Source organism: Aliamphritea spongicola, assembly GCF_017051665.1.
Lineage (GTDB): Bacteria > Pseudomonadota > Gammaproteobacteria > Pseudomonadales > Balneatricaceae > Amphritea > Amphritea spongicola.
Genome location: NZ_JAFIDL010000002.1, coordinates 182,601 through 208,859 on the forward strand (window position 1 = coordinate 182,601; position 26,259 = coordinate 208,859).

The 26,259-nt window shown below is 51.8% G+C and carries 25 protein-coding genes; 10 read left to right on the forward strand and 15 right to left on the reverse strand.

Translation table 11 applies throughout. The features are described 5' to 3' along the window. The first annotated feature begins 66 nt into the window (after positions 1-66). A complete protein-coding gene (locus JYB63_RS07440; RefSeq protein WP_205657223.1) occupies positions 67-1,497 on the forward strand; it encodes an SLC13 family permease in 1,431 nt (476 codons plus the stop codon). A gap of 2 nt (positions 1,498-1,499) precedes the next feature. Then, positions 1,500-2,384, forward strand: coding sequence for a LysR substrate-binding domain-containing protein (locus JYB63_RS07445; RefSeq protein WP_205657225.1), 885 nt, complete (start codon positions 1,500-1,502; stop codon positions 2,382-2,384). Here the strand turns inward: JYB63_RS07445 and soxR are convergent. Further along, positions 2,378-2,860 (reverse strand): redox-sensitive transcriptional activator SoxR, encoded by a 483-nt coding sequence (gene soxR, locus JYB63_RS07450; RefSeq protein WP_205657227.1) that lies wholly within the window; start codon positions 2,858-2,860, stop codon positions 2,378-2,380. The genes JYB63_RS07445 and soxR overlap by 7 nt on opposite strands. Positions 2,861-2,951: 91 nt before the next feature. Here soxR and JYB63_RS07455 point away from each other — a divergent pair, with 91 nt between their 5' ends. Further along, positions 2,952-3,632, forward strand: a complete 681-nt coding sequence (locus JYB63_RS07455) for an MBL fold metallo-hydrolase (RefSeq protein ID WP_205657228.1) — start codon at positions 2,952-2,954, stop codon at positions 3,630-3,632. Between the two features lie 103 nt (positions 3,633-3,735). Further along, complete coding sequence (locus tag JYB63_RS07460; RefSeq protein WP_205657229.1) at positions 3,736-3,879, forward strand: DUF1330 domain-containing protein; 144 nt, start codon at positions 3,736-3,738, stop codon at positions 3,877-3,879. 45 nt (positions 3,880-3,924) lie between these two features. Here the strand turns inward: JYB63_RS07460 and JYB63_RS07465 are convergent, their stop codons facing one another. The 4 genes from JYB63_RS07465 to JYB63_RS07480 form a co-directional block, all read right to left on the reverse strand. After that, positions 3,925-5,049: a TauD/TfdA family dioxygenase gene (locus JYB63_RS07465; RefSeq protein WP_205657230.1), complete on the reverse strand. Its 1,125-nt coding sequence runs from the start codon at positions 5,047-5,049 to the stop codon at positions 3,925-3,927. Positions 5,050-5,111: 62 nt separating this feature from the next. Beyond that, a complete protein-coding gene (locus JYB63_RS07470; protein WP_205657231.1) occupies positions 5,112-7,889 on the reverse strand; it encodes a bifunctional diguanylate cyclase/phosphodiesterase in 2,778 nt (925 codons plus the stop codon). Positions 7,890-7,907: 18 nt separating this feature from the next. Continuing rightward, entirely contained in the window at positions 7,908-8,693 is a 786-nt protein-coding gene (locus JYB63_RS07475) for a substrate-binding domain-containing protein (protein WP_205657233.1), read from the reverse strand. A 383-nt stretch (positions 8,694-9,076) separates the two neighbouring features. Continuing rightward, positions 9,077-9,949 (reverse strand): SMP-30/gluconolactonase/LRE family protein, encoded by an 873-nt coding sequence (locus JYB63_RS07480; protein ID WP_205657234.1) that lies wholly within the window; start codon positions 9,947-9,949, stop codon positions 9,077-9,079. Between the two features lie 118 nt (positions 9,950-10,067). Between JYB63_RS07480 and JYB63_RS07485 the strand changes: the two genes are divergently transcribed. Next, on the forward strand, positions 10,068-10,859 hold the full coding sequence (locus JYB63_RS07485) for a helix-turn-helix domain-containing protein (protein ID WP_205657235.1): 792 nt from the start codon (positions 10,068-10,070) through the stop codon (positions 10,857-10,859). A 145-nt stretch (positions 10,860-11,004) separates the two neighbouring features. On the opposite strand, the gene JYB63_RS07490 is transcribed toward JYB63_RS07485, so the two are convergent. Next, positions 11,005-11,463 carry an Lrp/AsnC family transcriptional regulator gene (locus JYB63_RS07490; protein ID WP_205657236.1) on the reverse strand — a complete coding sequence of 153 codons (459 nt, stop codon included), beginning with the start codon at positions 11,461-11,463 and terminating at the stop codon, positions 11,005-11,007. Positions 11,464-11,606: 143 nt separating this feature from the next. Between JYB63_RS07490 and JYB63_RS07495 the strand changes: the two genes are divergently transcribed. Together JYB63_RS07495 and JYB63_RS07500 are read left to right on the forward strand one after the other, a co-directional pair. Further along, on the forward strand, positions 11,607-12,221 hold the full coding sequence (locus JYB63_RS07495) for a LysE family translocator (RefSeq protein ID WP_205657237.1): 615 nt from the start codon (positions 11,607-11,609) through the stop codon (positions 12,219-12,221). A gap of 257 nt (positions 12,222-12,478) precedes the next feature. After that, positions 12,479-14,242 carry an ABC transporter substrate binding protein gene (locus JYB63_RS07500; protein WP_205657238.1) on the forward strand — a complete coding sequence of 588 codons (1,764 nt, stop codon included), beginning with the start codon at positions 12,479-12,481 and terminating at the stop codon, positions 14,240-14,242. Between the two features lie 23 nt (positions 14,243-14,265). Here the strand turns inward: JYB63_RS07500 and JYB63_RS07505 are convergent, their stop codons facing one another. Further along, positions 14,266-15,117 (reverse strand): SDR family oxidoreductase, encoded by an 852-nt coding sequence (locus tag JYB63_RS07505; protein ID WP_205657239.1) that lies wholly within the window; start codon positions 15,115-15,117, stop codon positions 14,266-14,268. Between the two features lie 99 nt (positions 15,118-15,216). Here JYB63_RS07505 and JYB63_RS07510 point away from each other — a divergent pair, with 99 nt between their 5' ends. Then, a complete protein-coding gene (locus JYB63_RS07510; protein WP_205657240.1) occupies positions 15,217-16,113 on the forward strand; it encodes a LysR family transcriptional regulator in 897 nt (298 codons plus the stop codon). A 115-nt stretch (positions 16,114-16,228) separates the two neighbouring features. Here the strand turns inward: JYB63_RS07510 and JYB63_RS07515 are convergent, their stop codons facing one another. Then, positions 16,229-16,462, reverse strand: a complete 234-nt coding sequence (locus JYB63_RS07515) for a hypothetical protein (protein WP_205657241.1) — start codon at positions 16,460-16,462, stop codon at positions 16,229-16,231. 401 nt (positions 16,463-16,863) lie between these two features. Here JYB63_RS07515 and JYB63_RS07520 point away from each other — a divergent pair, with 401 nt between their 5' ends. Then, positions 16,864-17,628: a TSUP family transporter gene (locus tag JYB63_RS07520; protein WP_205657242.1), complete on the forward strand. Its 765-nt coding sequence runs from the start codon at positions 16,864-16,866 to the stop codon at positions 17,626-17,628. A 105-nt stretch (positions 17,629-17,733) separates the two neighbouring features. On the opposite strand, the gene JYB63_RS07525 is transcribed toward JYB63_RS07520, so the two are convergent. From JYB63_RS07525 to JYB63_RS07545, 5 genes are all read right to left on the reverse strand, one after another. Continuing rightward, entirely contained in the window at positions 17,734-17,976 is a 243-nt protein-coding gene (locus JYB63_RS07525) for a DUF2164 domain-containing protein (RefSeq protein WP_205657243.1), read from the reverse strand. Positions 17,977-18,014: 38 nt separating this feature from the next. Then, a complete protein-coding gene (gmhB, locus tag JYB63_RS07530) occupies positions 18,015-18,551 on the reverse strand; it encodes a D-glycero-beta-D-manno-heptose 1,7-bisphosphate 7-phosphatase (protein WP_205657244.1) in 537 nt (178 codons plus the stop codon). A gap of 73 nt (positions 18,552-18,624) precedes the next feature. Then, positions 18,625-20,703 carry a glycine--tRNA ligase subunit beta gene (glyS, locus tag JYB63_RS07535; protein ID WP_205657245.1) on the reverse strand — a complete coding sequence of 693 codons (2,079 nt, stop codon included), beginning with the start codon at positions 20,701-20,703 and terminating at the stop codon, positions 18,625-18,627. Next, positions 20,703-21,677: a glycine--tRNA ligase subunit alpha gene (gene glyQ / locus JYB63_RS07540; protein WP_205657246.1), complete on the reverse strand. Its 975-nt coding sequence runs from the start codon at positions 21,675-21,677 to the stop codon at positions 20,703-20,705. The genes glyS and glyQ overlap by 1 nt, the downstream gene beginning before the upstream one ends. 184 nt (positions 21,678-21,861) lie before the next feature. Continuing rightward, the gene (locus JYB63_RS07545; protein WP_205657247.1) at positions 21,862-22,308 is read right to left on the reverse strand and encodes a YtoQ family protein; all 447 of its coding nucleotides are present in this window, start codon (positions 22,306-22,308) and stop codon (positions 21,862-21,864) included. A 65-nt stretch (positions 22,309-22,373) separates the two neighbouring features. Between JYB63_RS07545 and JYB63_RS07550 the strand changes: the two genes are divergently transcribed. Continuing rightward, a complete protein-coding gene (locus JYB63_RS07550) occupies positions 22,374-23,297 on the forward strand; it encodes a lysophospholipid acyltransferase family protein (protein WP_207758334.1) in 924 nt (307 codons plus the stop codon). An 88-nt stretch (positions 23,298-23,385) separates the two neighbouring features. On the opposite strand, the gene JYB63_RS07555 is transcribed toward JYB63_RS07550, so the two are convergent. Then, positions 23,386-24,834, reverse strand: coding sequence for a TrkH family potassium uptake protein (locus JYB63_RS07555; RefSeq protein ID WP_205657249.1), 1,449 nt, complete (start codon positions 24,832-24,834; stop codon positions 23,386-23,388). 20 nt (positions 24,835-24,854) lie between these two features. Further along, positions 24,855-26,231 carry a Trk system potassium transporter TrkA gene (gene trkA / locus JYB63_RS07560; protein WP_205657250.1) on the reverse strand — a complete coding sequence of 459 codons (1,377 nt, stop codon included), beginning with the start codon at positions 26,229-26,231 and terminating at the stop codon, positions 24,855-24,857. Between the last annotated feature and the right edge of the window lie 28 nt (positions 26,232-26,259).

Here is a 26,259-nt window from a genome sequence, read left to right on the forward strand (position 1 = left end):
TTTGTTACCTGTTTCAGTGGCACATTGGTTGTGTTTAAAAGTCCACGTAACAGGTAATTTCAGCCGATGAACCAGTCCGTCTCTCCACCAGAAACTGCGTTATTCCGGCCATTCGCATGGCTGTTTCAAAAGCCCTGGCAAATCGCCCTGACAGTCACACTTGCCCTGAGTGTGGTATGGGGCCTGTCGGGCATGTTGCCGGTGAACATGGCCATCGTCGCCGGGCTGAGTATTTTCTGTATTGGCCTGTGGGCTACCGCTGCCCTGCCGGAGTACTGGCCGGCGCTGGTGTTTTTTCTGGTGGGCAGTGTCTTACAGCTGGCACCGGCGCAGGTGACATTTTCCGGTTTTTATTCGTCCGGGTTCTGGCTGTTGTTCAGCGGTGTGATATTGGGGGCAGCCATCCGTTATACGGGGCTGGGCAACCGGGCTGGCGCGCTGCTGTCCCGTGTGACCGGCCGCTCTTACACAGGCACACTTGCAGGCATTGTTGCCTTTGGGCTGGCACTGGCGTTTATCATGCCCTCTTCAATGGGGAGAATCGCCCTGTTTGTGCCGCTGGTGGTCGCACTGGCTGACAGTATGGGTTATGCCGCCGGCAGTAATGGCAGAACCGGAATGGTTGCTGCTGCAGCGTTTGGCACCTGGCTGCCGGCGTTTACCATTTTGCCGTCAAACCTGCCGAACATGATGCTGGCGGGCATGGCGGAGACTCTGTACGGCGTACAGCTGACGTACTGGGAGTATTTAGTGATGCACTTTCCGGTACTGGGGGCCGGTAAAGCGGTGTTATTGGTGTTGCTGATCCGGCGGTTGTTTCCAGACCGTGCCCCGGATGTTGTGCCAATACAGGCGATGGGGCCTGCCAGCCGCTCTGAGCGGCGGCTGATGCTGCTGATCAGCCTGTGCCTTATTCTGTGGATAACCGACAGTTTGCATCAGGTATCTCCTGGCTGGATCGGGCTGGCTGCCGCGCTGGTGTGCCTGTGGCCGTACGCCGGGCTGACCGCCAGAGACTGTATTCATGAGGCGGTAAAGATTGCTCCGCTGGTATTTATTGCGGCAATGATCGGGCTCGGGGCGGTAATCTCCCACGTGGGACTGGGGGCTGCAGTGGTTGAAACGCTGAGCGGTTATGTGTCCTTTTCACCAGATAATGTACCGGGCAATCTGATGGCGCTGACGGGTATTTCAACCCTGGTGGCCATGTTGACAAACCTGCCGGGAGTACCTGCGGTTATGACCCCGCTGGCGGCGGAGATGGCCCGGTTGACCGGTATTTCACTGGGGGCGGTGTTAATGACCCAGGTCTTGGCATTTTCAAACGTGTTTTTACCCTATCAGGCACCGCCCTTAGTGGCGGCGATGCAGTTGGGTAAGCTACCTTTAGGCAGAATCAGTCTGTTATGTGTGTTGCTGTTTGTGATTACACTGCTGGTGTTAACGCCCCTCAGCTTGCTGTGGTGGTATGTCACCGGCAGTATTCAGGGAGTGTGAGAGTGGATATTCATCAGCTGAAAACCTTCGTAACGGTCGCTGCTGAAGGCAGTATTACCCGCGCGGCGGAGTGTTTATGCCTGAGCCAGCCGGCGGTCAGCGCGCATATTAAAGCAATGGAAGCACTGCTGGGGCTGACGCTCTTTACCCGTACAGCGAAAGGTATGCAACTGACCTCTGACGGCCAGCAGTTACAGCGCAAGGCTGAGCAGGCGCTGGCGGCTCACCGGGCAGTACTGGAAGAAGCCGGCAGGCTGCGGGGGCAGGTATCCGGCCGGTTGCGTCTGGGTATGGGTGGCGACGGCTGCAGTGATTTACTGGGCCAGCTACTGACCCGGCTGGCGGAACAATATCCGGACGTTGAAGTAACCCTGACCCACGGTCATTCGGAGGAGGTTGTTGAAAAGATCCGTGCCGGGGAGCTGGATGCAGGTTTCTATAATTCAACATCAGAACCGGATAGCGCATTTACTGCCATTGAAGTAGCCCGTTTTGGTATTTATCTGGCTGCGCCGCCGGGGCTTGTTCCGGTAGCCGAACAGACCGACTGGGCGGCACTGGAGCAGCTTCCATGGATTGTCTGCCCTGCATCCGGTACCTGTTGTGGCCGGGCGGCTGAAGCGCTTTTTGAACAGCACGGTATTCGTCCGGCGCGGATCATCAGCATCGACCGTGAACAGGTCACCCGAAAGCTGGTGGCTGGCGGCGTGGGTGTGGGGTTGTTACATGCTGCGACGGCAGAACCGGCCGCGGCAAACGGTGAAGTAGCGTTACTGGCGGAAATTGAGAAGCCGGTACGGGTGCTGTTTGCCTACCGGGCTGACCGCCAGCAGATGCCGTTGCTGGCTCAGGTCGCGGCTCTTGTTCAGACGCTTGCTGATCAGTGAGCGTCGTCGGCACCCAGCGGTACGTCCGGGTCCAGATAGTACGCTCCCGGGCCTTTTTCTTTCAGTTTGTCTTCCGGGTTAATCAGTTCACAGTCATTCACTGATAAACACCCACAGCCGATGCAGTAGCCCAGGGTATCCCGCAGCCGTGACAGCTGGTTAATCCGTTCATCTAACTGCGCCTGCCAGGATTCTGCCAGCCGGGTCCAGTCATCGGCGGTGATGGTTTTGTCATTACTGAGCTGGCTCATCGCCGCTTTGATTTCACTCAGGGGAATCCCAGCCTTCTGGGCCACTTTTATCACCGCCAGTTTACGCAGCACGCCCCGCAGATATCGCCGGTGGTTACCGTTGTTGCGCTGGGAGCTGATCAGCCCTTTTGCTTCATAAAAATGGATGGTGGATACGGGCAGCCCGCTGCGGGAAGAAACTTCTCCCACGGAGAGCTCTTTTTTCGGGACAGTTTTTGCTTTCACAGGTATTGACCTCAAGTAATGTTGAGATTTTAGAATGCCCGCCGCTGATTAGCAATCGACCTGATTTAAGCAGTTTTCCGCGGAGGCAAGCATGCAACAAATTACTGAAGATCTCTGGCAGTCCGATAAATACAGCTCGGGAATACTCAACAGCCATGCCTATTTGCTCATCAGGCCCGGCGGCAATGTGTTGTTCTATAACACTGCCGGTGAGGGGGATCTGGCACAGATTGAAGCGCTGGGTGGGATTCGGTATCAGTTGCTGACCCACCGGGATGAGTCCGACCCTTCCCTGCAGCGGATCAAACAGCGCTTCGGTTCTGAGCTGGGGTGCAGTGCACCGGAGGCGACTTATATAGGCCGTGACTGTTCGGCGGATCTTGTCTTCGGGGCTCAGGACAGCAAGTTTGAGGATATTCAGATTATCCATACACCGGGTCATACGGACGGCAGTATTACTTTTCTGTATCACTCACCCTACGGGCAGGTTTATCTGTTTACCGGCGATACCTTCTTTCAGTCCCACGGACAATGGCAGACCTTTGTGATGCAGAACGCCGGCGGCTCGGTAAAAGATATGGCTGAAAGCTTGAGCAAATTAAGAAAGCTGCAGCCAGATCTGGTGATGAGCAGTGGTTTTGTCGGGGAGGTTGCGTACCGCGAAGTTACCCGTGCCAGTTGGACGGCTGCAATAGATCAGACACTGCAAACACTTAGTAACCGCGAGTATAAAAATGAGGATTCCTGCTTATCCTGTTACCAGTTCTTTTAAGCATGCGGGGGATGGTGATTTAACTCCCTTTGGTGAAGTTGCTTACCCGGCGTTTGAGCAGTATGGCGTTGAAATTCTTATTGCCGGCAGCAGTGATTAGTTCATGGATCACTTTGAGGGTGAATGGAAAACAGATGCCCGTTTTACCCTGTTCCGCTTACCGTCTATGGTAGCATTGCAGGCATGCTGGAACTCACCTGAGTACCAGGCCATTAAGCACCTGCGTACAGAGGTGATTCCCCCTTAATTTTACCTTTGCAGTTGAAGGGTTCGACCCTGCCAACTGGTCGGTTTAACGGCTCTCTGATTGCCTGAGCAGGGTTCGGTAGCGGCTGCGTAACTCGCCCCGGTCGATGTAGCAGCCGCGCAGGTGCCGGTCACCACTGCTCGGATCATAGCTGGCTCTGCCATGCACGATGCGGTGATTATCAAAGACGATGCACTCCCCTGCGTTGAGGCGAAATGTAGCGAGAAAACGGGGATCTTTAAGAAGTTTAAGGAAGCGTACGAAGGCTGGATAGTAATCGTCGAGCTCTTCCTGGGGCAGATCAAAGGCGTCGGCCATATGCTGGGAGACGGTGACGCCGGAGATTTCGCCGTGGTCATCCAGTTCGATAACCCGCTGATAGGCGCGCCAGTCGAAATCTTCGTGGTCGTAATAAAAAGGAATGCGCTTCTCGCTCAGCAGGCGGAAATCTTCCGGGTATTGTTCTCTGAAGGTGGTGGCTGCAGCGACGCCGTCGAGAAACAGGCTTTCACCGCCGGTTGCCGTATTTACCCTGCAGTGCAGGAACTGTATGCCGGGGGCCATTTCTTCGGCGGGGGTATCGGTATGCATTTCCAGTGCGGCGGCGGTGTATGAAAGGTTGACTGGCACGGCGTGTACCTTAACTTCAAAGTAGTCGCCGGCGACGGATGGCCGTATACAGCCAAGCAGGTTGGCCAGTGTGGTCAGGCCGGCATCGCTGTCGGGCATCTGATCAATGATGGCAACGCCTTCTTCCAGCAGGGATTTTGCCCAGCGCAGCTGTTCTGCCGGAGCGTCCTTCAGTGCATGGAAATGAAAGCGTTGAAAGTGTTGATAGTGATCGCCGTACCAGAGTTTGCGCGGAATCGCCGCCGGGTCCGGGCGTTTGCCGGCTGTGCAGCGGGCTTGCAGCCAGGCCAGATCATAGTGGCTGATGTGATCTTCGTGCTGCCAGTGAATCACCAGTTGAGGTTCGTCCGTGGTACTGAACACGGCGCTCCGTGCCTTCGGTGCCTGTGGCAGTTCGCTGATGTCGAATACCCGTTCCCGGGTTTGCGGATCAAAAGATTCAGGACAGTTGTCCCGCAGCCAGTAGTAGTTCAGGTAATGACGGGCTTGCTCAGCTTCAAACTGAATGCTGAGGCCGTCGCTGTGAAGGTCGATCTGCATGTTTCAGGCCCTCCGCTGACAATATCTGCTGACCATAGCTGATACGGCTGTGTTTGTGGAGGTCAGATAGCGTCCCGGGATATGTCGTTTTCAGCCGGTGGCAGCAATTTGTAGGGTTCCCGGATGATCTGGCTGGCCTGTTCTGCACTGACCGGCCGAGAGAAGTAATATCCCTGATATTCTTCGCAGCCCAGGCTGTTCAGGTAGATATGCTGCTCAGTGGTTTCCACTCCTTCCGCGATGACGGTCATATGCATACTGTGAGAAAGCGCGATGATGGCCTGTGTGATCGACTGATCTTCAGGGTCGTAGGGTAATCCGTCCACGAAGGAACGGTCGATTTTGAGTTTATCAATTGGGAACCGTTTCAGATAACTCAGGGATGAGTAACCGGTACCGAAATCATCAATGGCCAGGGTGAAACCGGCGGCTTTCAGCTCCTGAAGGCGTTCGAGAATACCACTGGAAGGATCAATCAGGCAGGATTCGGTTAACTCAAGTTCGATGGATCGCGGGCTGACCCGGTACGCTTGCAGAATGTTGCGTAGCTGGCGCTTAAAGTCCGGCTGCAGCAGCTGGATACCGGATACATTGATGGCCAGACGGATGTTGTCGCTGAGCCCTTCTGCCTGCCAGTGCTGTAACTGCCGGCAGGATTCTTCGATGACCTTCAGGCCAATTTTGCTGATCAGGTCACTGCGCTCTGCGATGGGAATAAATTTATCCGGCGGTATCAGCCCCTTTTCCGGGTGTTCCCAGCGCACCAGTACTTCGAAGCCCTGCAAACTGGCGTCTGTGCCGCGCACCTGCGGCTGGAAGTGGATAAAAATGCCCTGATCTGCGTCCAGGGCTGCCCGCAGCTCATTGGTGAGCAGTAACTCTTCACGTAGCTGTTCGGTCAGGCTTTCTTTATAGAACTGGTAATTGTTTCTGCCTTTGTTTTTTGCCCGGTAGAGGGCGGTATCCGCGTTGGTCAGCAAGTCATTTTGAGTCAGGCCGTTATCCGGGTAAATGCTAATGCCGATACTGGCGCTGATAGAGATATGATTATCGGCAATACAGAAAGGCTTTTTCAGGACCTGCAGGATTTTATCGGCAACATAGGATATGGATGCGGTGGAATGAACCGCTTCCATAATGATGATGAATTCATCACCACCCATCCGGGATATGCTGTCTTCGGCACGCAGGCAGGTGTGAATCCGGCAGGCTGTTTCCTTGAGCACCGCATCGCCGGCGATATGGCCGAAAGAGTCGTTGATATCTTTAAAGTTATCCAGATCGAGAAACAGCAAAGCAACCTGATATTCTTCCCGGTTGGCCAGACTGATGGCCTGGTTCAGCTTTTCATTAAAATAGGTCCGGTTTGGCAGCCCGGTCAGCAGGTCGTTATAGGCGAGAAACTTCAGTTGCTGCTGGGATTCCTGCAGCTCGGTAATGTCGTGAAAAGTGCCCATCATGCACAGTTCGTGATTTTCTTCAAAGGCCTTCAGGTTGTACTGAATGTGGATGATTTTTTTATCCGGTGAAATTGCCCGGCATTTACCGAAATGGGGCTGTTTGGAGGCAATGGTTTCCTGTATGGCTGATTTCAGGGCGCAGCGGTCTTCATGATGGATGCATTCAAGCAGGCTACAGAGCGTTTCGGGGTTTGTCTGCAGGATGCGGGTCAGCTCAAACGATAATTGTATATTTTCGGAATGTTTCAGCTTCTGGAAGTAGCCTACTTTTGCCAGCTCCTGAGCGGCAACCAGATGACTCTGATGATTACTGACCGTTGCAAACGCATGTTGAAGCCGGTCGAGCATTTTATTAAATGTGCCGGCCAGAGAGCCCAGTTCATCATGTTTGTGCCAGCGTAACCGTTCTTCCAGATTCAGATTGTCAGCGGCATTGTCTGCCAGGTGGGTGAGCATGGCAATGGGCTTAAAGATATTTCTGCTGATGATCAGCGCCAGCAACATGCCTATCAGCAGCACCAGCAGGACAGTCAGAACGCTGTTCGTCAGTAATTGTTTAAGCGGGGCGTAAATGGCTTGCGTTGGGGTGATCAGAATGACACGCCAGTTGAGTGTTTCCAGAGAATAGCCGTTAACCAGATGCTCTGTGTTACGTAAACGGATCAGCCTGTTTTCAAAGGCGCCTGCCGGATTTTTGACCATTGTCATCAGCTTTTCTGTGTCGGTTTTGTCCGGTACAGCCTGCAGACTGTTGAGTTTCTTTGATAGCACGAATCCCTGCTCATTGACGACCAGAACCGCGGTGTCCGGGCCGGTATCAATCAGGTTGAGCAGTTTGTCCAGCGCCAGCGGGTTTATTTCGGCGCAGATAGTGTGCAGAGGCTTATCGAAATAATTAACTTTATGGATACCCATCCGGATAACATTGCGGGCAATTTGCTGCTCAGCAGGCAGCACATCAATTACAACTTCATTGGGGTACTGACGCATATACCGGTAGAACGGTGTATTGCTGAGGTCCGTACTTGTCTGGCTGGCAATGCTGTTTTCAACGCTGTACAGCAGCCTTCCCTGACGGGAAATGTAACTGAGCTTGTCGAATTCAGCGTTATATTTCTTTAGCAGATTAATGCCGGGGGTATGGTTGAAAGTCTTCGTAGACAGCAGTATTTCATCCCGGTCTGCGAGATTTTCAATGGTGGCTGCCTGCCGCAGAATAAAGGATTCCACCACCATGGCTACGGTATGGGCAACAGCATTTTGCCGCTGCGGGACTTCCTGCATGATGTTGGCTTTCAGCTGGATATAGCTTTGCAGGCCCATGGCGGTTGCCAGGCAAAATATGACTGCAAAAATCATCCAGTACAAACGTGCTTTCATCGTCTTCGCCTGTCAGATTTATTTGGCGGGTGTTACGCCATAACTGCGCATGTAGTCCTTTGCGGGTTCACTGAAGAGAAAGTCGGTAAAGGGTCTGACACCGGGCAAATCAAAGTCTTTGGCAATCAGGTAAAGGGGAATCGCCGCCGGATAGTTCGGATCCGTAGGTGCGACCTGGTCGATACTCAGGGATTTCAGCGATGATGCCAGCACGGAGGCCAGTGATGTATAGCCAATGGTGTAAGCATTGTCGGACAGGGTTTTCAGGGTATCGCCGTTGCTGTACGTGTAGATACCGACGGGCTCAAAGGTAGCCAGATCCGGATAGCTGCTTTCCAGCACATCCCGGTTGGAGTCTCCCTGCTCCCGGTTAACGATGTAGATTTTATGATCCGGCCCGCCGACGTCCTGCCAGTTGCTGATGTCGCCGCCATAAATGGCTTTGAGTTGTGAAACGGACAGGTTATCCACACCGGTAACCGACGGATGAACAACAAATACCACCGGTACCGTTGCATATTTAACCTGCTGCACCCCTTCTGCTGTTTCACTGGCTTTCAGGGGACGGGCCGTGCGGCCCAGAATGGCATCGTTGCTGATGACTGCCTGAATGCCTCCACCGGAACCGGTACTGTCCGGTATGTGTATTTCTTGCCCGGGATGTTGTGTGGTGTACAGATCTACCAGACCTTGTAACAGCATCTGCCCTTCACCTGTACCGGGAACTGTCAGAGAGTGACCGGCGTGAGAAGCAGGTATGTACAGAACCAGTAAAACAGCATAACGGATCAGACATTTCAGCATAACTTTCTCCTCTGGCGAACGGGCCGTCAGTTGCAGAGCGAATGTAAGTCTGTTCAGACGAACTGCAACACAGTCACGGCCCACCAGTATCCATAGTTTCTGTATGGAAATCTCGCCTAAAGCGCTACAAATGTGCGTTTTTGGGGAATATCAGTGTTTCATAATCTGGCTGAAGGGATTGTGAACGGATTTTACGTGCTAGTGGCAGTGGGGTGTGATCCGGCTCTGCTCCCTGCCTCACCGGCAGCTTAATCAGACCGGGCAGAGGTGGCGTATATCCCGGTCAGCGCGATAAACCGTTGCTGGTGGCATACAGATTGGTGGGATAAACAGGCAGGCATGAAGGGGTTCATGCCTGCCGGTGTGGCTATGTTTGCGGGTGATTAAGGCAGTTGCCAGGCAACTAGGGTGTTATCCATCATCATGGGGGCATAGAGTGTACCGGCATCTGCGCCGATATCTGCCAGCCCCGGATTGGTGCTCAGCACTATACGACGCTGGTTATCCCTAAGCTGATAGAGCTCGCCACTGATCCAGTCGCTGATGTAGAGGGTATCTTTATGCCGGACAACACCGTCCAGGTTGCCTAACTGATAGCCTGTGGATAAGGGCTTCAGAGCCTTGTCTGACGGGCTGACCTGATAAAGGCTCCCCGGGGTGCCTGTGGTGAAATCGGCCTTCATGCCAGTGCCCCAATCGGCAATTAACAGATGATCGTCTTCCCACAGAAGTCCGTTAGGGTGGCTGATGCTTTCAGGTGTTATCCACAGTGATAAGCGGTTATCTCTGAGCCGGTAAACACCGCCTCCCAGCATATCAGAAACATAGACGGTGCCATCCGGCCCGGCGGTGACATCGTTGAGCATTTTTGCATCTGGCAGTGTATAGCTTTGCAGAAGTGATCCTGTGGACAAACTGATGACGTGCAGCGTCTGCATATCGGCGGCGTACAGTTTGCCTTTGCTGATGGCCAGGCCTTTTGGAGCATCCAGACCGGTGACCCAGTGACGGGTTAGCTGTTCGCCTGTTTTACTGACCTGACTGATATAGCCCTTTCCGTTCAGCTCTGTGGGGGCTCCGTTGATATTGGATACATACAGCCACTGGCTGTCCGGATCCGCAACCACCGATTCTGGCTGATCAAACTGATTAAGCTGCCATAGTGGCTGGCTGAAACTGTTGTCAGCAAAGGCGCAAAGGCTGACGTTCATGAGCAGGCCGGCACCGATGACCGGGGCGATAAGTGTGGAATTCATACATACCTCTTAAATGATGCTGACTGAGTTATCTGAGTGACGGCCGTGGTGTGTAGGATATTAATTTGTATCTTTGTGGCAATTTATTTGTTATTAAGTATCAAAAAATGATGCTTTTATGAGTCTGGAGGATCAGACATTGTCACCGGAACAGGAATTAGGCGGGTTATTCCGTGCCCTTAAACAAGTTCTCAAAGCTCAGGGAATCCGTTACCGGGACCTGGCTGAAATGCTGAATACCTCGGAGGTAACGGTTAAGCGGCTGTTTCAGGAGCAGGATTGCAAGATGAGTCGCTTGCTGGACATCTGTGGAGCACTGGGAATCAGTTTCAGTGATTTGATGAAACTGGCCGACCAGGCGCCTGCAGAAGTAACAGTGCTGCCACTTGAAACGGAACAGGCGCTGGCTGAGCTGCCGGGCCTGTTCAGTTGCCTGGTGCTGTTGTTCAGCGGGTTTGATGCCCGGGCCATCGGGCATTACAACCGGCTGCCACCTGCGGATGTGTATCTGTATATGCGGGCGCTGGAAAAGCTGGGGCTGGTCCGTATCGGGGCAAATGATTCAGTGCATCTGTTGCTGAATATGCCGGTGCGCTGGCGATTAGACGGTCCCTTACATAAGATTCTGGTGGGGGTAAATCAGGCGTTTATTGGACAGGCAATCAGCCAGGAACATGACAGTGATTTTCCGTTTTATTCGACCAGCCGGCTGTTCAGCCAGCAAAGCATCCGTCAGTTGAAAGATGATATCGATAAGTTATATCAGCGCTACCAGCAACAGGCTTCATTGGATCAGATGTTTTATCCGCCGGAGGCGCTTGAGCCGTTTAAGATGGTGACCACAATGATGCCGTTTAATGTGCCGGCGTTTTTTGATGTGCCGCCCTTTGAAACGGTTAAAAACAAGTGAAGTAAATATTCACTTCGTTTCTGTTCCTTTAATTACAGATGGTTATTTCTCAGTCTGGTTTCTGAGAAGAGTCTGTACCAGTCAGGAAAATCGCCGGTTATTGCATTGACGATGCTCATAAACCGGCAACTCCCCTGCCTGTTGTTCAGCTAACGGGCAGATGGTGGGAAGATTTTACTTCCCGCAGGGAGAGGTTGGAATGAATGCTAGCGACCCCCGGAATTTTCCGTAACACCTCTTCCAGAAAGTGGCTGTAATCATCCAGGTCTCTGGCGACAACCTGCAGTAAAAAGTCGGCTGCGCCGGTGGTGTTATGACAGGTCAGAATATTGGGGCAGTCCTGAATGGTCTGTTCGAACTCCGCATTCACGGCATCTTGTTGTGCAAAACTGATCTGCACGAACGCCAGGACGCCCAGCCCCAGCTTCCGGCGGTTAATATTCGCCTGATAGCCTTCAATATATCCCTCCTGTTCCAACTGCTTCAGCCGTCGCCAGCATGGGGTTTCACTCAGGGATAGCTTTTCAGCGAGTTTTGCATTGCTCAGGCGCCCTTCTTCCTGAAGGATGGCCATGATGCGCATATCTGTTTTATCAGGCTGCATAAAAGGTTGATTCTTTCTAAAAGTTGCCAATATTAGAAAGACTATTGCATTAAAAGGCGATCAGCAATAAGGAATAGCAAGGTTAATTCAGCAGATTCAGTCACAATAGCGCTTTCATTAAACGCTGTTCAGGAGTTCTGAAGATGGATCTGAGTATCTGGCTGGCATTCAGCCTGGCAACCATTGTGATTGTGATTGTGCCGGGGCCGACCAATCTGGTCATTATGACCAGTGCGCTGCAGAGCAACCGTCAGGCGGGGTTTTGCATTGTCGGTGCGGTACTGGCGCATCTGGTGTTCTTTTCGCTGATGGCACTTGGGGTGCATGTGATTCTTGCGGAATCTGCCCTGCTGTTCGAAGTGATTCGCTGGTGTGGTGTGCTGTTTCTGTTCTGGCTTGCCTGGGCGCAGTGGCGCAGCCTGAAAACAACCCAGGATTTTTCTCAGAATTTTGTTGAAAAGACCCGCCTGAGAGCCCTGGCTGAAGGTTTTCTTATTAACGGTACAAACCCTAAGTCATTACTGTTTTATGGGGCATTCTTCCCACCTTTCATTAATCAGCAGCAGAGCCTGAGCTTTCAGCTGGCGGTTCTGGGCAGTACCTTCATGGGCATTTTTCTGGTGAATGCCGGATTACATTTACTGCTGGCACAAAAGTTACGGGCAGTGTTGCGTCAGCCGAAATGGCAGGTCCGCCAAAAACGGTTTACCGCTCTGAGTTTTCTGGTACTGGGTCTGGGGCTGGCTGCCGGAAAATAGCCGACGTGTATTATTTACAACAGCCGGGTGAGTTATTCAGGTATTTTAAGGCGCGTAATGCGCCTTTTTTATGTATAAACAGAGTCGAAAATGTTGATAAATTGCGCTTAAAATCTTCAATTATGCTGTTATTTTAAGGCTTCGTTCAGGATTGCATGCTTTGCGCACATTTTGTGCAGTTTTTTCTTCAATTTTTAATGACGCTTCTTTTTGCACCGTTATACTAAAGTTCTGTAGCCCAGAAAATAGGTAGTAGAATGTGCTGGCGTCGTGTCTCTCTGATTGCTTTGTATATGGTTGTTTCAGCCCAGATGCTGCCGTTTGCCTTTGCCGCTGATGCTGTTTCTTCTGAGGCTGAACGGGTTCGGGTGCTGTATATCAATTCTTATCACCCCGGCTATGAGTGGAGTGACGGTATTCAGTCCGGCGTTCAGGAAGTTTTTGCCGCTGCTGACTACGATACAGATCTGACCATTGAATATCTGGATGCGTTGCGTTTTGACCAGGTGCGCCTGCAGGCTGCACAGGTACGCCTCATCAGTGCTAAATACCGCGATTATCAGCCGGATATTATTCTGACTTCTGATAACTATGCTTTTGATTTTATGAAGGAGTACCGGGATGTCTTTTTCCCTGGTATTCCTTTGGTATTTTCTGGTTATAACAACTTCTCCCCCGATGTTCTGGGGGACATGCACAATGTAACCGGCGTGAACGAGGAGATTGATTACAGGGACGGCATTATGATGGCCTTGTCGGTGCATCCTGATATCCGGACTTTGGCTTTTGTGCTGTCCACTGACGATGTGAGTAACCGGCGTAACTACGAGACAGCAAAGCCGGTTCTTCAGGAGTTGGCCGGGCAGTATGAAGTGGTTGAGTTGCTGGACATGACACAGGCTGAGATTGCCGAACGGTTAAAAGAATTGCCGCCAGAGAGTCTGGTGTTCATGGCCGGACTGACTGCTGACCAGGCCAGCGGAAGGCACTATTCCAGAATTGAGCATGGTCAGAGAGTGGTCAGTGTCAGCCCATTTCCTGTGTATTCATTCTGGCCGTTTCATCTGAAGTCGGGTGCCGTGGGTGGCCGGCTGATTACCGGTGAAGAACAGGGACGGGCCATGGCCAGCATTGCCCTGCGGATACTGGATGGTGAGTTTCCGGAGGATATTCCGGTCATGATGACCAGCCCGACTAAAGATATTTTTAACTACGATCAGCTAAAACGGTTTCAGATTGATCCTGAACGTTTGCCGCCCGGGGCAATGATTCAGGGGATGCCGGAAACCCTGTGGGTTAAATACAGCATGTGGCTGATTGCCGGTGCAATATTTGTTGTGCTGCAAACTGTGCTCATCATGATGCTGTACCGGAATATACGGGCCCGTAAAAAGGCGATTGCAGCTCTGTTCCATGAACGTTCTCAGCTTGAAAGCCGGGTATCTGAGCGAACTGAAGCGCTGCAGAAGGCGAATATGCGGCTGAAAAAGATTTCTATGGAGGATGGCCTGACCGGGCTGGCAAACCGGCGCTATCTGGATCAGGCGCTGGGTAAGGAAGTTGTCCGCCGTGACCGGCATGCTGCAGAACTGTCTCTTATGCTGATAGATATCGACTACTTTAAGCAATTTAATGACATTTACGGCCATCTTGAAGGTGACGCCTGTCTGCAGGAGGTTGCGCTGGCGCTTCAGGAAACCTGTGTGCGTGACAGTGATATTGTGGCCCGTTTCGGTGGTGAGGAGTTTGTCATTGTGATGCCAAACACGGGCTATAACGGGGGACAAAGGGTCGCTGAAAAAGTAATGCAGCAGATGGTGAATCTGAATATCTCCCATACCGGCTCTGATATCAGTGACCGGCTGACGGTGTCTGTGGGTATGGTGACTGTGCCGAAAGATATCAGTATGACGCAGCATGCCATTATCGAATTAGCCGATGAGCAGTTATATCTGGCCAAGGGAACCGGCCGAAACCGTATCTGTGCCTGTCTGGCCGGTGGCAACCAGGTAACTGCCTGAGCAGTTACCTGTTGTGTCTGCTTTTAGCTCAGAGCAGCTTGGACAGTATCTTCCACCGGTGTGGTTGGCCGGCCAATCAGTGCCTGTAACTGTTTACTGCCATAAAACAGCCAGCCTTCAGCCGCCCCGCTTTCTGCATTGGCCAGCAGTGCGGCGAAGCCTTCCGGCAGCCCTGCCTGAATGAGCCCCTGGGTAAAGTCTGCTTCGCTCAGGTTTTGATAATTAACCCGGGTGCCGCTTTCCTGGCTGAGCAGTGCTGCAAATTCAGCCAGGCTGAAGCTGTTGTCACCTGCCAGTTCATACACCTTGCCTGCCTGGTTATCAGTGGTCAGTGCTACAGCGGCGGCTGTCGCATAATCCCGGCGGCTGGCGGTGGCAAAGCGCCCTTCACCGGCGCAGCCAAACATTTGCTTCATTTCCAGCATTACCGGAATGCTCATGGTGTAGTTTTCGGTATACCAGCCGTTGCGAAGAATGACCGTGGGAACAGAAGATGCGTTTAACAGGGCTTCGGTTTGCTGATGCTCTTCGGCAAGCTGCAGTGGCGAGCGGTCGCAGTGGAGAATACTGGTGTAGGCGAGTAACTGTACACCGGCTTCTTCTGCCGCGCTGATAACAGCCTGATGCTGGGCAACCCGCTGACCAACTGCACTGGAGGATATCAGCAGGATCTTTTCTGCACCCGCAAAGGCGTTTGTCAGTGTGTCAGGCTGATCATAGTCTGCCTGACGGATCTGCACGCCCAGTTCTGCCAGCTCCCCTGCTGCTTCCGGATTACGGACCGCTGCGACAATGTTTTCAGCGGCAGTTCGCTGTAATAATTCCTCGATAACCAGCCGGCCCAACTGGCCATTTGCACCTGTAACTACAATCATTGTGTAACTCCTTCGAGTGTCTTATTGCTAATGGTGACCAGTATGGAAAATAATGATTGTCATGATTAGATGATAAAAAGTAGATAGATTGATCGGAATATGAGTACAGTTGATTTCAATCGCCTTAAACTTCTGGCGGTATTTGTGGAAGTGGTTTCCTGTGGCAGTTTTGCGGCTGCAGCCCGCAAGCTCCGTAGCAGCCGGTCCAGGGTCAGTGAGCAGGTTGCACAACTGGAAAGCAGTCTGGGGGTGCGCCTGCTGAACCGGACAACCCGGCAACTTAGCATGACGATGGAGGGCCGTGAGGTCTTTGCCCGCGCCAGTGATCTGCCGGATATTCTTGCGGATGTAGAGGTTGCCAGCAGCCAGGAAGTGGCCAGGGGCAGAGTTGCCCTGACCGTTAATCATGATATCGCGATTGCCCGTCTGTTGCCGGCACTGGAGAGTTTTCAGCAGCGTTATCCACGGGTGCAGTTGGATCTTGTGCTCAGTGATGACCGTTTGGATCTGATTGCCGAACAGATAGATGTGGCGATTCGGGTGGGTGTTCCCCGGGATGATTCCCTCATTATGCGGCCATTGTTTGAGGACCGTATGCAGGTTTTTGCGACCCCTGAGTATGTGCGTTTCCAGGGGGAGCCCGGTTCTCTCAGCGAGCTTGCGGGGCACCGGTGGATTATGTTGCAACAGGCCAGCCCGGTGGCTGAAGTGAATATGTATCAGGGGGATCAGCCGGTCAGTTTTTGCCCTGAGAATTACCACATGTGTAATTCTCCCCTGATGGCGCAACGCATGGTGCTTGCCGGATTAGGCGTGGGGTGTTTACTTCCTTCTACGGTTGCTGATGAGCTGCAGGCCGGGCGCCTGGTGAGATTAATGCCGGATCTTCAGGGGGAGGCTTTGCAGTTTTCGCTGGTGTATCCGTCACGGCGGCAGATGCCGTTACGCACCCGTTGTCTGATTGAGCATTTGTTGGCAGCGAAGCTCTTTGTATAAAAACAAAAGCCCCGTTGCCTTATATCCTGTGGTGCAGCAGGTATTGGCAGCAGGGCTTTTTAGGGGGTGCAGCCCTGAGGGGATCAGGGACTGCAAATTCTGTTTTGCTCAGTACTCAGTGCGTGTTCTTGAAGAACTGAGTCTGTGGGCGCGCAACATTCGGGTTCAGCTCAACGTTAAACAGCTTAGCAGCGCTGCTCAGACGGTTGATGACCTTTTGCTTACGCAGTTGACGGTTTTCCTTCTTCTGCAGGTCTTTGTATTCAGCAGAAATGCGCAGGAAGTAGTCTTTTTCAGTTTCGCCAACCAGTGGGAAGCTGTCTTTCATGAAGTTATCGAAGTTAATCATCTTGGTATCACTCAAAATAGGCTGTTAAAGGTACTGTTTGCCCGGATCACTTGAGCTTTTCAGTTGCGTGCATCATAGGCCTCTCCTGATGCTTAAACAAACGACACTTTTTCACACCAAAGATGAATAAAAGTATTCATTGAAGATTATCTTATGTGAGTCTTTAGGCGAATTTATGCAATTAAGGCAGTGTTTAGGCCGGAAAGTCGCCTTTTTACCCTAAATGTCTGATTTTTAATGATGAGTAATTCGGGGGATTGCGGCGAGGGATTTTAATACGATTGTCATCTTTGCCTGCTTAGTCTGCAGCTGTTTGATTCAGGTCAGATTTTTCGTGCATTCGTCAGGCAGGCAGATAGACTAACCTTCCCTGTTTTAGGCTGGTTACTGAGGAAGATCAGATGGAATTTGATGCGCTGTTGCTGTTGTTACTGTTTGCTACGGGACTGGTGGCCGGCTTTGTGGACAGTATTGCCGGTGGCGGAGGTCTGATTGCTCTTCCGGTGTTGCTTTCAACTGGAATGCCGCCGTTAATGGCGCTGGGCACAAACAAGCTTCAGGGAAGTTTTGGAACACTTGCTGCGTCGGTTTACTTTATCCGCAAGCGGCTGGTGAATCTCCGGCAAATGAGGCTGATGATTCTGATGACGTTTGTCGGCGCGATGGCCGGTACCCTGCTGGTACAGCAAATTGATGCATCGGTACTGGCGCTGATTATGCCGGGCTTGCTGGTGTTAATGGCGTTGTATTTCATGTTTTCAAAGAAAGTTCAGGATGAAGATACTGACCGCCGCCTGGGGCCCCTTGCTTTTGCACTGAGCTGTACCACCGTTGTGGGGTTTTATGACGGTTTTTTTGGCCCGGGCACAGGGTCTTTCTTCGTCATTGCTTTTGTAGCCCTGGCTGGCTACAGCCTTCCTAAGGCAACCGCCAATACGAAAATACTTAATTTCACCTCTAACATCGCTTCACTGATTTTCTTCGCTGTGGGCGGTCATGTGATCTGGATGGTAGGGTTGCTCATGGCTTGCGGGCAGATTATTGGCGGCTTTTTGGGGGCCCGTGTCGTGGTGAATAAAGGCACTGGCTGGATCCGGCCTTTGATTGTGATTATGACGTTTGGAATGTCTGCAAAACTGATTGCTGATCAGTTGAATTTATTCTGATGTGTGTACTCACTAACTCGTAAGTTATTGTATATAAATCTTTTATTGCAGCTAAATCTGCAGGTGTATTTTTGTTGTTAGCGTGTACTAACAATGGCTTGTTGGTCAGGTTATTCTGCTCATTTCATCGATTGCATCAGTGATATCCATTGTCCTCTGAGTGACGATTTGTTGAGCATCTTCCAGTGCTTTGTTGTAGTAGTGGTTGCCAATGTTGTCTGAAATAAAGTCCAGGAAAAACTCAGCCTCAAACTGCCCCAGTTCCAGGTCCAGTTCATCTTCGCAGTAGTTTTTCAGTTTGCTAAGAATGGCTTCTTTTTGTTCTTTCCCGAACTTTATGGCAGTCATGGTCTATTCCTTTCTATAGTTTCACGTGAAACACCGGCTCAGCCGGTGATTGTATTTACAGCGGCGCTAAGGTCTTCACAGACAACGGTGCCTTCCGGTAAACCGCCCTTTTCCAGTGTCCGTTCACCTTTACCGGTTTTAACCAGCAGTGCTTTGCAGCCTGCTGCGATACCTGCCTGCAAGTCACGTAATGAATCTCCGACTACGTACACGCTCTCAGGGTTGATTTCAGGGTATTTACTAAGAATGCTTTCTATCATGCCCGGTAAAGGTTTTCGGCAGTTACAGCCGTCGTCAGGGCCGTGTGGGCAGTGCTCAATAAGGCTGATGTTTCCGCCTGCTTCAGTCACCAGTGAAGTCATTTTGGTGTGCATAGCGGTCAGGGTTTTAGGCGTGAAGTAGCCTCTGGCCAGCCCTGACTGATTGGTTGCTACACAGATTTCAAATCCGGCTTTACTCAGTTCTGCAATGGCTTCAATACTGCCTGGTATAGGTTGCCATTCATCAACTGTTTTAATGTAGTTGTCTGAATCGAAATTGATAACACCATCGCGGTCGAGGATAACTAGGTTCATATGGATCCTGAATTTGAGCAATAAAAAAGCCAGTTGGTATGAGCAACTGGCTTGGTATTTTAAGCGGGCCTGATCAGCCTAGCAAAGAGATGTCTGCCACGCCAAGGAACAGGTTGCGTAGCTGGCCCAGCAGTGCAAGGCGGTTGTTGCGTACCTGCTCGTCATCAGCCATGACCATGACGTCGTCAAAGAAGGTATCAACGGCGCCACGCAGGTCAGCCAGCTGTTCCAGTACTGCTTTAAAGTCGCCTTCAGCAAACAGTGGCGCCAGTGCCAGTTGCTTATCAGATACGGCTGTTGCCAGTGCTTTCTCAGCATCTTCCTGCAGCAGTTCAAGTTTAACAGGCTGGGTATCCGTTACGCCCTGCTTGCTCAGAATGTTTGATACGCGCTTATTGGCAGCCGCCAGTGCAGCCGCCTCTTCCAGTGTCTGGAAGTGATTTACCGCTTTAACGCGCTGATCAAACTCCAGTGGCTTGGTTGGCTTAACGGCCAGTACCGACAGGAAGACTTCGGCAGAAATGCCTTCGTCATCATATTTGGCTCGGAAGCGTTCGAACATGAAATCGACAGCTTTATTTCCTGCCTCTTGCCATTCGAATGCTTTTCCATAGCACTTATCTGATAGCGCTCGGGCAACTAGCTCATGAAGGTCTAGGTCTAGTTTGTTCTCTGTGATAATGCGAAGAACACCTAAAGCAGCACGGCGAAGTGCAAACGGGTCCTTCGAGCCAGTTGGTGGCTGATTGATCCCAAATAAACCTATCAGAGTGTCTATGCGATCAGCAATTGCTACAGCGATTCCAGGCTCTGTTTGTGGAACTTTATCGCCAGCAAATTTTGGTAGATATTGTTCCAGTTGAGCTTTTGCTACGTCCTGTTTTTCACCGTCATGGATAGCGTAGTGATATCCCATTAAGCCTTGAAGGTCTGGGAATTCGAACACCATGTCAGTCATCAAATCTGTTTTGGCGAGCATTGCTGCGCGCTTGGCGTCTTCAGGGTTGAAGCCAAGTTTATTGGCGATGAACTCTGCTAATTCCGCTACACGTACTGCCTTGTCATGCAGGGTGCCCAGGTCTTTCTGGAAGATGATGTTGTTCAGCTTTTCGATGCGGGATTCAAGCGTTTGCTTTTTATCCGTTTCGAAGAAGAAGGCAGCGTCGGCCAGACGTGGACGGATTACTTTCTCGTTACCTTCGATAACTTTTGCCGGATCAGTGGATTCAATGTTGGCGATGGTCACGAAGTACGGCAGTAACTGCCCTTCTGTATCGGTAACGTGGAAGTACTTCTGGTGCTCTTTCATTGAGCTGATCAGTGCCTGTGAAGGCACTTCCAGGAAGCGTTCATCGAAGCGTCCGGTCAGTGCAACCGGCCATTCGTTCAGAGCAGTTACTTCGTCCAGCAGGTCGTCTTCGATCTGTACAACGGCGTTGATCTTCTCGCCTTCTGCCTGAACCTGGGCGCGGATTTTTTCGCGGCGCTCTTCGAAGTCAGCGATGACTTTACCAACGCTTTCCAGGTTTTCCAGATATTCGTTCGCGCTGTTTAGTTCGATTGCTTCGTTGTGGTGGAAGCGGTGACCCATAGTTGAACGGCCGGCCTGAAGGCCAAACACTTCACCTTCAATAACCTGATCACCCAGCAGCATTACCAGCCACTTAGTCGGACGTACAAACTCAGTCCGTGATGCACCCCAGCGCATGCGCTTAGGGATAGGCAGTTTCTGGATGGCATTTTCAACAATGGCTGATAGTTCGTTGACCAGAGGCTTGGCCGGTGTTTCCTGACGGAAGCCCATCTTGCCGTCAACTTCTTCCAGCTGTTCGACGGTCGCGCCGCATTTCTTGGCAAAACCCTGTAGGGCTTTTGACGGGTTGCCGTCTTCATCGTAAGCGATGCGCGCCGGCGGGCCCTGCATGAAGAAGCTGCTGCTAGGCACCTCTGTTTGCAGGTTGCTGATCTGTACAGCCAGGCGTCGTGGTGCTGCGTAAGCTTTAACGTCTTCGTCGTTAAAGGCGGTCTCTTTGCCAAACTGTTCTTTGATGCCGTTGCAGATCTCCTGCTTCAGTGCGTCGGAAAGTGACAGTAAGGCTGCCGGTGGTAATTCTTCTGTACCCAGTTCAATTAAGAAATCCTGCGTGGCCATTACTTGCTCTCCTCTTCGCTGGCGGCGAGTACTTCGTTACGGATGGCTTCGGAGGCCATCGGGAAGCCCAGTGCTTTACGGGCATCGTAATAAGCGTGTGCTACTTCACGGGCAAGGGTACGTACACGCAGAATGTAACGCTGACGTTCGGTCACAGAAATTGCATGACGGGCGTCCAGCAGGTTGAATGTGTGGGAGGCTTTCAGCACCTGTTCATACGCTGGCAGCGGCAACGGTTTTTCAAGTTCTAGCAGTTTACGGCACTCGCTTTCGTAGTGGTCGAAGTTTTTGAACAACATCGGTACATCGGCGTGTTCAAAGTTGTAAGTAGACTGCTCTACTTCGTTCTGGTGGAAAACGTCGCCATAGGTTACTGGTGTGCCGTCCGGGTTGTATGTCCAGATCAGGTCATAAACGCTTTCTACGTCCTGCACGTACATTGCCAGACGTTCCAGACCATAGGTGATTTCACCAGTGACTGGGTAGCATTCAATACCACCGGCCTGCTGGAAGTAAGTGAACTGAGATACTTCCATGCCGTTTAGCCAAACTTCCCAGCCAAGACCCCAGGCACCCAGGGTTGGTGATTCCCAGTTATCTTCTACAAAGCGAACGTCGTGGACCAGTGTGTCGATGCCAATCCGTTCCAGAGAGCCCAGATACAGTTCCTGAAGGTTATCCGGAGAGGGTTTCATTACTACCTGAAACTGGTAGTAGTGCTGCAGACGGTTCGGGTTGTCACCGTAACGGCCATCGGTTGGGCGACGGCTTGGCTGTACATAAGCAGAGTTCCAGTTTTCAGGGCCGATTGAGCGCAGGAATGTTGCCGGGTGGAATGTGCCTGCCCCTACTTCCATATCCAGCGGCTGTACCACAACGCAGCCTTTATCTGACCAGTATTCTTGCAGCGCCAGGATTAATCCCTGAAAAGTGCTGGCATCTGAACTCGCTTTATCTGTCACGGAGATCACCATAGTGGGTTAACAGTAAAAAAATAGAGCAGGATTATACATGAATTTGCCGGGCTGATGGTGGGCAATGTGTCGTCGGCAGATAAGAATTTTAAGATTTTTGCAGGGGCTGTTTACGATAAGCGGTGTGAGGTTTCCCTTAGTGAACAGGATGGCCATTGCGACCACCCTGTAGGAAGAATGAAGATCAGTAATCCAGGGTCAGGTATTTCAGAATCTCGATTACTTCTTCGGTGTTCTTTGCTGTGGCATGTGCTGCAGCATCGATTTCTTTCAGTGGGTGAGTCAGTTCTTCAGCGTGCTCAACGATCAGGGACTTACCCAGTGCTGCTGCCATGCCGGCATCGAATGCTGCGTTCCACTGTCGGTATTTGTCACCGAAGCGAACGATGACGATATCAGCGCGCTGAATGGCTGTGATGTGACGCATGCTGTTTATCTTGGCTGCTTTATGGTCTTTCCAGAAGTTGCTCTCTTCCGGGCCAAGAATTTCGACGCCGCAGTCATCGCTTGATGCGTGATCTGTATTTGGTGTCATTACTGTCACTGGCAGGTTTTGTTCTTTGATGGCGGTTTTGATCTTTTCACGCCAGTCGGTGTGGATTTCACCTGACAGATATACGCTGTATTGCATTATTATGCTCCGGTCTTGTTCTATGTTGGATTTCTTATTTCTCACCCTATCCGTCAACCATTATAATGGCTGCGAATTTTCATCTCTATGACAAAAGGTTTCACGTGAAACAATTGAAAGGTCCTTTAGCTGTCGGCTTGCTTTTTTTACTGTCACTACTGCCCCTCTCCATGGCAAGAAGCCTGGGTGGTTTTATTGGCCGGCGTATGAATAAAGGGACAGGTAAGCCCGCCAGGAATACCCAAAAGAATATTGCGGCCTGCTTCCCTGAACTGGATGAAGCCGGCCAGAAAAAGCTGATCAGTGAGAGTCTGGAAGAGACTGGTCGCTCAATTGGTGAAATGGGTATGTCATGGATCTGGCAGCCAGAACGGGTACTGGGAAAAGTGAAAACAGTGCACGGTAAGGAAGTGCTGGATGATGCTCTGGCGGAGAATCGAGGTGTGATTCTGATTGCCCCGCATATTGGTAACTGGGAAGTGCTGAACCTGTGGCTGAGTAAATACTATAAGCTCACTGCTATGTATAAGCCGCCAAAAATTAAGATGATGGATGATCTGATTCGCAAGAAGCGTGAGCGGATCGGTTCTCAGCTGGCGCCGGCTAACGTTAAGGGTGTCCGGATGGCGGTTAAGTGTCTGCGGAAAAATGAGATTCTGGGCATTTTACCGGATCAGGAGCCGGAGAAGTCCGGTGGTATTTTTTCGCCTTTTATGGGCGTTCAGGCATTTACAATGAAGCTGTTGCCTCAGCTGGCAGCACAAACCGGTGCGGTGGTTGTGTCCGGTTATGCTAAGCGTGTAGAGGGTGGTTTTGAGTTGTTCTTCCACCGCGCTGAGGGAGACATCAATAGCAAGGATCTGGATGAGGCAACTGCGGCCATGAATCAGGAAGTTGAATATTGTGTCCGTCAGGTGCCGGAACAATACCAGTGGGAGTACCGCCGGTTTAGTCGTCGGCCCGAAGGCGAAGCGGCTTTCTATAAATAAAGCGGCAACCTTTCTGAATGAATACCTGCCCTGCCGGGTAATAAAAAAGGAGCCATATGGCTCCTTTTTTTGTGTCCGGGATGTGTGATCAGCGTTTCCAAAATGCCGGTGTGAAGAGTACCAGTAAGGTAAATACTTCGAGTCGTCCCAACAGCATGGCAAAACACAGTACCCATTTGGCCGGTGTGTTCAGGTCGCCATAGTGTGCTGATACCTGGCCTAAGCCCGGGCCCAGGTTGTTCAGTGTTGCCCCTACTGCAGACCATGCCGTTATCTGGTCCAGGCCGGTCCCTAAGAGGATTATCAGCATAATCACGAATACGATAAGGTAGACAGAGAAAAAGCCCCACACGGCCTCCAGAACGCGGTCAGAGATAGGCGTCTTGCCAAGCTTAACCGGAATTACCGCGTTGGGGTGAATCAGGCGGGTGATTTCCCGGGAGCCCTGCTTGAGGATCAGCAAAATACGGATCACTTTCATACCGCCACCGGTGGAGCCGGCACAGCCGCCGGAGAACGCCGCGACGAACAACAGGAATGGCAACATAACAGGCCACTGGGCAAAATCGGCTGTCGCGAATCCTGTGGTTGTGGCAATGGATACCACTTCAAAAACGGCCTTGCGAACCGATTCCAGCGGTGCATAAGTACCGGTGAATATCAGCACCAGAGATGCTAGCAGGCTGATGCAACCCAGGATGCTCAGGTAGAATTTGAATTCCGGATCCTGCCAGTAATGCATTAGGGAGCGTTGCCGCCAGGCGAAGAAATGCAGGCCGAAGTTCACCGCAGAAATGATCATGAAGAAGATGCAGATAGCTTCGATCAGCGGGCTGTCAAAGTAGCCGATGCTGGCATCATGGGTGGAGAATCCACCAATCGCAACAGTAGAGAAACTGTGGCTGATCGCATCAAACAGGGTCATCCCTGCCAGCCAGTAACCCAGTGCGCAGGCAATGGTCAGCGATAAATAAATGTACCAGAGTGCCTTGGCGGTTTCGGTAATCCGCGGGGTCAGTTTACTGTCTTTAACCGGGCCGGGTGTTTCAGCCCGGTACAGCTGCATGCCCCCGATGCCCAGCATCGGCAGAATGGCCACCGCCAGTACGATGATCCCCATGCCGCCTAACCATTGCAGTTGCTGCCGGTAAAACAGGATGGATTTTGGCAGTGTGTCGATGCCGGTAATGACCGTGGCCCCGGTGGTTGTCAGGCCGGAAAGTGATTCAAATACCGCATCCACAAAGCTCAGTGACAGATCTTCTGAGAGGATAAATGGGATCGAACCGAACAGGCCGAGTACCGACCAGAACAGAACGGTGATCAGGAATCCGTCCCGGGTGCGCAGGTCCTGTCTGACTTTATATACCGGTAGCCAGATGATGAAGCCGGTTAGCAGTGTGATCAGAAAACCGGTGAGGAAGGCTTTACTGGACTGCCCTTCATAAAGGATGTCGACCAAAACCGGTGGCAGCATAGTGAAGCTGAAGATCATCAGCAGGATGCCAAGTATGCGGAGTATCACTTTATAGTGCATATGTCAGTGCCGTCCGGTTATCAGAAGAAGCCCAGGCCAACCTGGAAGAGGCGTTCGACTTCGCGGATTTTACGTTTGTCGATCAGGAACAGAATGACGTGATCATCGTTCTCAACCACGACGTCATCGTGGGCGATCAGTACCTGATCTTTACGGACAATTGCGCCGATGGTGGTGCCGGCCGGAAGGTCGATATCTTCAATGGCCTTACCCACTACCTTGGAGTTACGCTTGTCACCGTGGGCGACCGCTTCCAGTGCTTCGGCCGCACCCCGTCGCAGGGAGTGTACGGCTGCCACGTCTCCGCGGCGGACGTGGGTCAGCAGGCTGCCGATGGTGGTTTGTTGCGGTGAAATCGCAATGTCGATTACCCCGCCCTGCACCAGGTCAACGTATGCAGTGTTATTAATCAGGGTCATAACTGTGCGGACCCCTAACCGTTTTGCCAGCATAGAAGCCATGATGTTGGCTTCGTCATCGTTGGTCAGGGCGCAGAAAACGTCGGTGTCTTCAATGTTTTCTTCCAGCAGCAGGTCACGGTCTGAGGCGCTGCCGTTCAGTACAATGGTGTTATCCAGTCGCTTGGCCAGATCGTGACAGCGTTTCAGGTCCCGTTCGATAATCTTGACCTGGAACTGGTCTTCGATGCTGCTGGCCAGTCGGGCGCCGATATTACCGCCGCCGGCAATGATGATACGTTTGTATGGCCGGTCCAGACGACGCAGCTCGCTCATGACTGAGCGGATGTCTTTGGTAGCGGCGATGAAGAACACTTCATCATCCGCTTCAATGACCGTATCCCCTTTAGGAATAATCGGGCTGCCCTGACGGAAGATGGCGGCTACCCGGGTGTCGACGGATGGCATATGGGTACGTAAAAACGATATTTCATGACCAACCAGCGGGCCGCCGTAATAGGCTTTTACGGCTACCAGCTGTGCTTTACCGTCCGCAAAGTCCAGTACCTGAAGGGCACCGGGGTGCTCAATGAGGCGTTTGATGTGTTTGGTCACCAGCTGCTCTGGACTGATCAGTACATCAATGGGAATTGATTTATTACAGAATACTTCGCGGTTATGGCGCAGGTAATCGTGTTCCCGGACCCGGGCGATTTTGGTGGGGGTGTTAAACAGGGTGTGGGCAAACTGACAGGCGATCATATTCACTTCATCGCTGTTCGTCACCGCAATCAGCATGTCGGCATCCTGAGCACCGGCCTGTTCCAGAACGCCGGGGTGGGATGCTTTACCTTCCGTGGTACGGATGTCGATCCGGTCCTGTAACTCACGTAAACGGACGATATCAGTATCGACAATGGTGATGTCGTTGGCTTCGTTGGCCAGGTTTTCCGCTAAGGTTCCGCCTACCTGCCCTGCTCCGAGAATGATGATCTTCATTACTCACTGCTACCTTTATGCTGACTTA